This window comes from Armatimonadota bacterium, assembly GCA_031081675.1.
GTDB lineage: Bacteria > Sysuimicrobiota > Sysuimicrobiia > Sysuimicrobiales > Kaftiobacteriaceae > Calidihabitans > Calidihabitans tengchongensis.
This window is the reverse complement of sequence record JAVHLZ010000033.1, coordinates 11755-20676: the sequence shown is the minus strand read 5'-3', so window position 1 is coordinate 20676 and position 8922 is coordinate 11755. Positions and strand designations below refer to the sequence as shown.

Annotated in this window: 9 protein-coding genes; 5 read left to right on the top strand and 4 right to left on the bottom strand. The window is 71.1% G+C overall.

Annotated features, from left to right (window positions below; all coding sequences use genetic code 11):
* Positions 1-107: 107 nt before the first annotated feature.
* From RB150_10580 to RB150_10570, 3 genes are all read right to left on the bottom strand, one after another.
* On the bottom strand, positions 108-773 hold the full coding sequence (locus RB150_10580; GenBank protein ID MDQ7820978.1) for an O-methyltransferase: 666 nt from the start codon (positions 771-773) through the stop codon (positions 108-110).
* A 7-nt stretch (positions 774-780) separates the two neighbouring features.
* The gene (locus RB150_10575; protein MDQ7820977.1) at positions 781-1431 is read right to left on the bottom strand and encodes an NUDIX hydrolase; all 651 of its coding nucleotides are present in this window, start codon (positions 1429-1431) and stop codon (positions 781-783) included.
* Positions 1432-1538: 107 nt separating this feature from the next.
* The gene (locus RB150_10570) at positions 1539-2474 is read right to left on the bottom strand and encodes a hypothetical protein (protein MDQ7820976.1); all 936 of its coding nucleotides are present in this window, start codon (positions 2472-2474) and stop codon (positions 1539-1541) included.
* A 162-nt stretch (positions 2475-2636) separates the two neighbouring features.
* Here RB150_10570 and RB150_10565 point away from each other — a divergent pair, with 162 nt between their 5' ends.
* The 4 genes from RB150_10565 to RB150_10550 are packed head-to-tail and all read left to right on the top strand — an operon-like array spanning position 2637 to position 6567.
* Complete coding sequence (locus RB150_10565) at positions 2637-3623, top strand: tripartite tricarboxylate transporter substrate binding protein (protein ID MDQ7820975.1); 987 nt, start codon at positions 2637-2639, stop codon at positions 3621-3623.
* 12 nt (positions 3624-3635) lie between these two features.
* The gene (locus tag RB150_10560) at positions 3636-4100 is read left to right on the top strand and encodes a tripartite tricarboxylate transporter TctB family protein (GenBank protein MDQ7820974.1); all 465 of its coding nucleotides are present in this window, start codon (positions 3636-3638) and stop codon (positions 4098-4100) included.
* Positions 4101-4115: 15 nt separating this feature from the next.
* Complete coding sequence (locus tag RB150_10555) at positions 4116-5624, top strand: tripartite tricarboxylate transporter permease (GenBank protein MDQ7820973.1); 1509 nt, start codon at positions 4116-4118, stop codon at positions 5622-5624.
* A gap of 16 nt (positions 5625-5640) precedes the next feature.
* Positions 5641-6567 (top strand): dihydrodipicolinate synthase family protein, encoded by a 927-nt coding sequence (locus tag RB150_10550; GenBank protein MDQ7820972.1) that lies wholly within the window; start codon positions 5641-5643, stop codon positions 6565-6567.
* A gap of 15 nt (positions 6568-6582) precedes the next feature.
* Here RB150_10550 and RB150_10545 read toward each other — a convergent pair whose 3' ends face one another.
* A complete protein-coding gene (locus RB150_10545) occupies positions 6583-7680 on the bottom strand; it encodes a DUF763 domain-containing protein (protein MDQ7820971.1) in 1098 nt (365 codons plus the stop codon).
* 207 nt (positions 7681-7887) lie between these two features.
* Between RB150_10545 and RB150_10540 the strand changes: the two genes are divergently transcribed.
* Complete coding sequence (locus RB150_10540; protein ID MDQ7820970.1) at positions 7888-8418, top strand: PadR family transcriptional regulator; 531 nt, start codon at positions 7888-7890, stop codon at positions 8416-8418.
* Positions 8419-8922: the final 504 nt, after the last annotated feature.

Sequence of the window (8922 nt, the reverse complement as noted above, 5' to 3'; positions counted from 1 at the left end):
GGGTGGGAATCCAGCGAGCCGTCGCGGGGATCCAGACTCCCCGCGAGGCGCTGCGGTCGATGGAGCGGCAGGTCCGGGAGGCGCTGGCCTGAAGGTCCGGACGCGTGCTATCCGCTCTGGGCCGAAGGCTCGCCGGCCCACACCGCCACCAGGAGGCCGTCGCGCACCGGGACCACCGATGCAGCCCATCGGGGATCGGACACGATCAGGCGCGTGAAGCGCCGCACCCCTTCGGTGGCCGGGGAGCGGTCCCGGGGGTTGAAGACCCGTCCCTGCCACAGGGCGTTGTCGGCGATGAGCACCCCGCCCGGGCGCAGCCGGCTGGCGATCACCGGCAGCGCGTCGGGGTACCCTTCCTTGTCGATGTCGTTGAAGATCAGGTCGAAGGGTCCGTCGGTCTCCCGCAGGGCCTGGACGGCCTCCGCCACCCGGTACCGCACCACGTCGGCGTACCCCAGGGCGTCCAGGTGGACTCGCGCGCGGCGCGACAGCTCCTCGTCCCACACCACGTGGTACACGGTGCCGCCTCCATTTTCCCGGACCGCCCGGGCGAACCACGCCGTGGAGTAGCCAAAGCCGGAGCCCATCTCAAAGATCCGGCGCGCGCCGATCATGCGCGCGATGAGGTAACAGAACTGGCCCGCCACCGGCCCGATGATGGGGAAGCCGGTCCGGCGGGCGTCCTCCTCCATGGCCTGCATCTCCGGCGGCCTCGGCGGGACCAATGCCTCCAGGTAGCGCCGGACCTCCGGGGCCAGCAAGGCGCCGGTCACCTCGCGCTCACCCCCCTGCGCCCGTGTCGGATCGCGGGGGAGCGACACCCCCGCCGCGCGCGGTCAGGGCTTCCCAGACCGCGCGGTGCGCCACCGCGCGGAAGCGCCCCCAGTCCTCCCACCGGGCGCCCAGGTCGCCAGAATACCCGGCGCTGAGCCCTTCCAGCCGTCCGGCGATCTGGAGCAGGTCGGCAGGGGCGACCTCGCCAAATGCCTCCACCTGCTCCCGGGGATCCCGGGGCTGGAGGTGGCCCGCCACCTCCCGGACCAGAAAGGCGAAGGTGCAGAAGGCCGGCGCCTGCCCCGCCTCGGCGGCGTAGCCGATCCAGGCCAGAAAACGCTGCGCCACCATCTGCAGCCCGGTCTCTTCGCCGATCTCACGGACGAGGGCCTCCAGGGCGCCCTCGCCGGGCTGCACGCCCCCCGTGGGCAGCCGGAAGATGCCGGGGGGATAGAAGGTCTTGCGCATCACCAGCAGGCGTCCGGTGGGGCGCTGCAGGACGAAGCAGACCTCGGCCTCGCGCGCGCTGCGGGTGGCGTGCTGGAGGTAGCTGTTGCGTCCCAGGGGGGCGGTCCGAATGAGGGGAGGGCCCAGACGCGCCTGAAGGTCGGCGACCTGCGGGCGCCACCGAGGCGGCAGGCTGTTGAATGCGGGCATCGCGACGGTCTCCTGCGGGTGCTCCTACGCGTTCCGGGTCACGGACGTGGCAGTGGCTTGACTATAGGCGGCGTGGCGCCCGCCGTCAACGCCGGCCAGCTCCGCCGTCAGGAAGGGGAAGCGCAAGCCGCCGCCAGCGCGTCGCGGACCCGGGGCAGGATGGCAGCCTCCACGTCGGCGTCCGTGCGGGGCGCGGGCACATCGCGGAAGAGGAACCACCGCTCGTGATGGACGGCGTCCCCGCCGGGGGGCAGCGCGGTGAGCGGGCCGAGGGTCTCCAGCTCCAGCATGGCGTCGTTCGCGAACACCTCCACGCAGCAGCCCAGGTCCGGGTAGCGGGCCCCCGGGACGTACGGGAACGTCTTGACGAAGAGCCGGCCCGCGCGGGCATAGGCCGCCCAACCGTCCGGCGCGAGGATCCCGACCTTCTGGGGCGAGGATCGGGCAGGGTCCTGGCGCAGCAGCACGTAGCGGGTTCCCCAGGTCCAGCGGGGGTCCGCCAGGTCGGTGTACGGCCACAGGGACAGCAGCCCCGTGGGCTGCAGGTGCTGCGGGTGCCGCCCGCGGGGCGGCAGGGGGATCACCGCCACCCCGCCGGGGGCCATGGCGGTGAGCGCCCACGGCGCCAGCTCGATCGTCCACGGCGTGTGGTTGCGCAGCCGGTGGGTGACGTCCACCCGGGCGCCCCGGGGGGCCAGGCGGATCTCGATCTCCTTCTGCACGCCGGTCGTGGCCTCCACCGGCTGGATCAGACGCACCCCGTCCGGCAGCGGCTCCCAGGCCACCGGATCGTTGTCGGGAGCGTAGGTGCGCGGGAACTGTTCGGGCGCGTGCCACAGGCGGTGGCCGCCGTAAATGCGCCAGGCCGTCCCGCCGGTGCGGCCCAGGTCGTCGGGGAACTCGGCGAACTCATTCTCCCCGCCGGTGAACGCAAAGCGGATCACCCGAGGCCCGACGGCGGTGGGGATAATCAGCTCCACGTCGCCGGTGGCCAGGTGCAGGCAGGCCTCCCACCCGGCATAGGAGACTCGATCCAGGGTCACAGTGCATACGTTAGTGCTGCGCTCGCGCGGCCCCTGCCCGGCACCGCGGTCCGGGCGGGGCGGGCGCCCTCGCCGCGCTTCCCGCGGCGCCGGCAGGGAATTGCCGGGACGGCGTGGAATGTTGAAAACGTTCTCACACTCACCGCGGGGGAGGGGGAGGCGATGCCGAGGTCACTGGGGCGTGTGGGTGCCGCAGGGGTGGCCCTGGCGCTCGTCCTGGCGGTCGGAGCCGGATTGCCGGTCGGCGCCCAGCAGCCGTACCCCAGCAAGCCCATCACCATCGTCGTGCCCTGGTCGCCGGGCGGAGGAACTGATCGCACCGCGCGGGCCATTGCGGCGGTCCTGGAGAAGGATCTGCGTCAGCCTGTGGGCGTGGTCAACCGCACGGGGGGCGGGGGGGTCATCGGCCACATGGCGACCGCCACGGCCGAGCCGGACGGCTACACCCTGGGCATGATCACCATCGAGATCACCATGATGAGCTGGCTGGGCCTGACCCACTTGACCTACATGGACTACCGGCCCATCGCGCTGTTCATCAACAACCGCGCCGGCATCACCGTGCGCGCCGACGCTCCCTGGAAGACCTACCGGGAGCTGGAGGCCTACATCAAGGCCAATCCCGGGAAGCTGAAGGCGTCGGGGACGGCGGCCGGCGGCATCTGGGATCTGGCGCGGGTGGGCTGGCTGCTGGCGGCGGGGTTGACCCCCGACCACGTCAAGTGGGTCCCCAGCGCCGGAGCGGCGGCGGCTCTGGCCGAGCTGGCCGCCGGCGGCGTGGATATCTGCACCTGCAGCCCCGCCGAGGCCCTGCCCCTGGTGGAGGCGGGCAAGGCGCGGGTCCTGGCCGTGATGGCCGACAAGCGCTGGTCGGCGCTGCCCCAGGTGCCCACCCTCAAGGAACTGGGCATCAACTTTGAGATCGGGGGATGGGCGGGGCTGGCCGCGCCGGCCCGGACGCCGGACGCCATCGTGCAGTTTCTGGACCGGGCCGTGGAGAAGGCCGTGCGGTCGCCCGAGTTCACCACCTTCATCAAGACCAGCGGCTTCTGGCTGGACTACCGGAACGCCGCCGAGTTCAGCAAGTTCCTGGCGCAGGAGCACCTCAACAACGGCAGGCTGCTGAAGGCCGGCGGGTTCATCAAGTAGACGCGCAGGGGCATGGGGGCCTGGGACGCGCTCGCCGGAGTGGTGCTGGCGCTCCTGGGCTCCTATGTCTTTGTTGCCGCCCGCTCCTTTCCCCGGATGGCGGGCCAGTACCCGGGGCCCGGGCTGTTCCCCCAGCTGCTGGGGGCTCTTCTGGTGATCGCGGGGGTGGCGCTGGTCGTGGGCTCGGTGGCCGGCGGGCGGGCGCGGGTCCGCCGCGCTCTCCTGGGCGGCTCTCGCCGTGAGCGGCTGTCCGCCCTGCTGGTGGTCGCGGCGGTGATCTTTTACATCGTGGCGGTCACCCGGCTGGGATTTGCGGTGGTCTCGGTTCTCATCCTGAGCGGCCTCATGGCCGCCCTGAGAGTGCGGGTGCGGTGGAGCGTCCTGATCGGCGTCGGGACGACGGTGGTCCTGTATGTCCTGTTCGCCCGCCTCCTGCGGGTACCGCTTCCCGAGGGCATCCTGCGCGGCCTGCTGTGAGCGTCGCCTCCTGCCGTGGCTGACCTGGTCCTGACCACCCTGCAGACACTGGCCCAGCCCCACGTGCTGGGCGTGATCGTGCTTGCCGCCCTCTACGGGCTGTTCGTCGGGGCCATCCCGGGGCTGACCGTGACCATGGCCGTGGCCCTGTTCGTGCCGTTCGCGTTCTTCCTGGACCCCATCCCCGCCATGGCCGCTATCGTGACCCTGCAGGCGATGGGGATTTTTGCCGGCGACATCCCCGCCGCCCTGGTCCGGATGCCGGGGACCCCGGCGTCGGCGGCGTACACCGCGGACTCCTACGCCCTCAGCCAGCAGGGGCAGGCGCGGCTGGTGCTGGCCGTGGACGTGGTGGCGTCTGCCCTGGGGGGGCTGATGGGGGCCGCCGCCCTCATCGTCGGCGCCAGCGTGCTGGCCGAGTTTGCCCTGAAGTTCAGCAGCTACGAGTTCTTCTGGCTCGCCGTGCTGGGATTGAGCACGACGGCCTTCATCGCCACCGGATCGCCGCTGAAAGGGCTGGTGTCGGTGGTCCTGGGGCTGCTGCTGTCCACGGTGGGTATCGACATCACCCTGGGGTTTCCCCGCTTCACCTTCGGTACAGCCTATCTGCTGGAGGGTATCAGCTTCATCCCCGCCATGATCGGCCTGTTCGGGGTGGCGGAGGTCCTGCGCACCGTGCTGAAGGGAGAGATGCACCTGGCCTACGCCCGCCTGGAGGCCCGGGCGACCTTCCGGCCGGCCGTGCGCACGGTCTGGCGGTACCGGGTCAACGCCCTGCGGGGCGGAGTGATCGGCCTGATCACCGGGGCTTTGCCGGGGGCGGGAGCCGACATGGGAGCCTGGCTGGCCTACGGGGTGTCCCGCCGGTTCTCCCGGGAGCCGCACAAGTTCGGCCGGGGGTCCATGGAGGCCATCGTGGAGTCCGGGGTCGCCAACAACTCCGACCTGGCGGCCGAGTGGATCCCCACCCTGGTCTTCGGCATCCCCGGGGACGCCTTCACCGCGGTGGTCATCGGCATTCTGATGATGAAGGGCATGCGGCCCGGCCCGGCCATCCTGCACGACTACACCAACGTGCTGGTGGCCATCTACCTGACCTTCATCCTGGCCAACCTCCTGATGGTGCCCCTGGGGTTCGCGGCCATTCAGCTCAGCAGCCAGATCCTGCGCGTGCCCCGCAACGTGCTGATGCCGGTCATCCTGATGATGTGCATCGTCGGGGCCTACGCCATCAACAACAGCCTGTTCGACGTCGGCCTGATGCTGGTCATGGGCGTGGTGGGCTTCCTCCTGGAGGCGCTGGAGTTCCCGGTGGCCCCGGTCGTCCTGGGGCTGGTGCTGGGCCCGCTGCTGGAGCAGAACTTCATGATCAGCCTCATCAAAAGCGAGGGGAACCTGGCGCTGTTCGTCAGCCGGCCCATCAGCGCCGTGCTGGGAGGCCTGAGCCTGCTGGTCTGGATGGTGCCGGCGGTGACGGCCCTGCGGGGGGTGGCGCGGCGGGCCCGCGTGCCGGACGCCGCCTGAAGGGGGAAAGACCGACATGGCGCTTGCTCCCGAGCGGGTACGGGGAATTGTGGTGCCCATGATCACGCCGCTGGAGGACGATGGGGTCACGGTCAGCGAGCGCGGCGTGGAGGCGCTGGTGGAGTTCCTGGTGGGCCAGGGCGTGCACGCGATCTTCGTGGCCGGCACCACGGGGGAGGCGGCCGCCCTCACCGACACGCAGTGGGCCCGGCTGGTGGCGGAGACCCACCGGGCACTGCGGGGGAGGCTGCCCCTGCTGGCCGGCGTGTTGGGTCCCACCACGGCCCACGCCGCCGCCCGGGCCCGCCAGGCGGCCGATCTGGGGGCCGACGCGGTGGTGGCCACCGCCCCCTACTACTACCCGCCCGATCCCGACGAGCTGCTCCGTCACTTCCGGGCCGTGCTGGAGGCCACGACCCTTCCGGTCCTCCTGTACAACATCCCCCAGACGACCAAGGTGGACCTGCCCCTGGCCGTGTGCCGGGAACTGGCGGCCGACTCCCGGGTCATCGGCTTAAAGGACTCCTGGGGAGATGTCACCCGGTTTCGCCGGTGGACGGCGGTCCTGCGCGGAGGGGGGCGGGATTTCCGCATGCTGTTGGGGACGGACCTGCTGACCGACGTGGCGGTGCTGGTGGGAGCCCAGGGGACCGTCCCCTCGCTGGGGAATATCGCCGGGCGTCACCTGGTCGCCGTCTTTGACGCCGCCGCCGCCGGAGACTGGACGTCCGCCGCCCGCCTCCAGGCTGCAGTCGCGGACCTGACCCGGGTCTACGACACCGGGGTCGGGGGGCCGCAGAGCGGGATCATCGCCGGACTCAAGGGCGCCCTCACCCTGCTGGGGATTCCCGCAGGGCCCCCGGCGCCGCCCGTACGGCCTGTGGACCGGACCGGGATGCAGCGCGTGGAGGCCGTCCTGCGGGAGGCAGGGTTGCTGGAATAGGCCCCTCCGGCGAGGTCAGGTTCGGACGAACGCGTGCAGCCGGCGCAGGGCGGCCAGGCGTTCGGGATCTCCCACCTGAGCCCGCCGCACTGCCTCTTCCAGGACCGCGATGGTCCGGTCGTAGACTTCCCGGTCCACCGGGTAGGGATGGCCGTCCTTGCCGCCGTGGGCGAAGGCGAAGCGGGCGGGGTCCCGCCAGGAGGCCGGCGCTCCTGCCAGGACCTCCGACAGCAGAGCCAGGGCCCGCAGAGTCCTGGCGCCCACGCCGGGCAGGCCCAGCAGCGCCTCAAAGGACGGTGCCTGCGCCCGGTAGGTCTGTTCCAGCGCCCGGCGCAGCCTGTCCGGATGCACGTCCCGCGTCGGGTCGAGGATGTGGCGGTGCGGCAGGATCAGGTGCGCCGGCGGCGCCGCCGCCAGTCGGCGCAGTTCGGCGACCAGCACCTCCGTCCGTTCGCGGGCGATCCGGGTGATCGCCGCCCGGGCGGGCTCGGACTCCGCCGCCACCAGGTTCAGGGTCGGTCCGGTCCTGTCGCAGCACACGGCCGCGTGGGGCTCGCACACGAAGCTGCGCACCCGGTCGCCCCACCAGTGGTAGCGGCGGGCCGTGCGGTCGGCCGGGCGCATGCCCTGCTGGACAACCGCCCATCGTCCGTCCAGGGTCGCGACAAGGGTGTGATGGTAGATCTGGTAGCCGTCCTGGACGGCGGCACTGTCGACCTTGGCCACCAGGCGGCTGGTGGAGACGAGCCGGTCGGCGTCCAGGCCAAACCGGTCTCCGGATCTCCGCAGTTCCTCGGGAGTCTGGCGGGAGGTTCGGCCCTTGCCCCCGGCCACGACCAGGCCCAGATCCGCCTCCCGGCCGCGGACGGCCTCTTTGAGCGCACCGCAGACGGTGGTGGTGACCCCGCTGCTGTGCCAGTCGAATCCCAGCAGGCAGCCGAAGGCCTGAAACCAGAAAGGATCGGCCAGGCGGGCCATCACTCCCGGGGGGCCGATGTCTTCCACCAGCGCCTCCAGCACCGCCCGCGCCAGGCGCACCATGCGCTCAAACAGCCAGCGTGGGGTCCGGCCGGCGTGCAGGGGGAGGGTGGCAATGCCCGTGCGGCAGATCATCGCAAGATCCCCTTCCAGGATGCGCTCGCCCCGTGCGCAACGCAAGGACCGCTCCCACGACGACGCAGCCCGTCCGGATTCCCGGAGGCACCATGGCAAAGCGCACCCAGGGTCAGGGGTGGGTTCTTCTTCTGCCCTTGACATGGCGTCGTTATTCGATATATCGTATTGTTACGAAAATTGTTCCGACGTACCGGGGGTGGGACCGTGTTTGCACGGCCGTGGATGGGGTTTGGACCCTTTCGGGAGAGGCTCTTCGGTAAAGGCGACCTCAAGGTCCTCATCCTGGACCTGCTCAAGGACAGGCCGATGCACGGCTACGACATCATCCGGAGCCTGCAGGAGCAGTTCGGGGGATTCTACGCGCCCAGCCCGGGCGCCGTGTACCCGACCCTCCAGATGCTGGAGGACATGGGGTACGTGACGTCCTCGCAGCAGGACGGCAAGAAGGTGTACGCCATCACCGACGAGGGGCGGCGCTTTCTGACCGAACGGCAGGAGGCCGTCGAGGATATCCGCTCGCGGTTCAGCCACTGGTGGGACTGGTGGGGACCTGCTTACCGGGAGATGTGGGACCTGTTCCACACCCTCCGATCCCGGGGCCCCTGGCAGCGGATCACGCCCGAGAAGCTGCGGCGCATCCGCGATGTGATGGCGCGCGCCCGCCGCGAGATCGAGGCCATCCTCAGGGAAGAAGCGCCCGCCGAGGCGGGACCTCCTCAGCAGCCGCAGCCGTAACAGGTGATGCCAGCGTCTGCGGGCCCAGGGCCGGCGAGGGTACGCGTCTGGCCTGCCGCGCTATCCACACCGCCAGTCGCGGCCACCGCAACCGGGCCGGCCGGGTCCGGGCGGCCTCCCGAGCCAACCGCCACCGCTGTGCCTCCCGCACAGCCTCGCGCTGCCGCTCTTCGGCGACCCTTTCCGCTTCGCAGAGGTGGATCATCGCGGCCCCTCCATCGTCCGGGTCCTCGGGATGTCGGCCCTGAGGATACCGGAGACGCCCGCCCAGGGCAGTGACGGAGGTGACAGCCGGTCTGCGCAATCTGCGCGGTCCTGTCAGTCGACGCGCTGCGTGATCATGGGGATTGCGTAGATCGCGCAGATTGCGCAGACCCCAGAAGCCGGGGGGAGCCCAGGGGATCGGGTTTTGGGAAGAGCGGGGAGATCGGGGAGATCGCGTGGATTGAGCAGATTGGGTAGATTGCGTTCTGGTGGGCCCTGAGGGACTCGAACCCCCGACGC

What these genes read in the sequence shown, in the direction of transcription:
- RB150_10575 (MDQ7820977.1), bottom strand. Translation starts at nt 1,431, where the DNA reads ATGCCCGCATTCAACAGCCTGCCGCCTCGGTGGCGCCCGCAGGTCGCC.
- RB150_10565 (MDQ7820975.1), top strand. Translation starts at nt 2,637, where the DNA reads ATGCCGAGGTCACTGGGGCGTGTGGGTGCCGCAGGGGTGGCCCTGGCG.
- RB150_10560 (MDQ7820974.1), top strand. Translation starts at nt 3,636, where the DNA reads ATGGGGGCCTGGGACGCGCTCGCCGGAGTGGTGCTGGCGCTCCTGGGC.
- RB150_10550 (MDQ7820972.1), top strand. Translation starts at nt 5,641, where the DNA reads ATGGCGCTTGCTCCCGAGCGGGTACGGGGAATTGTGGTGCCCATGATC.
- RB150_10545 (MDQ7820971.1), bottom strand. Translation starts at nt 7,680, where the DNA reads ATGATCTGCCGCACGGGCATTGCCACCCTCCCCCTGCACGCCGGCCGG.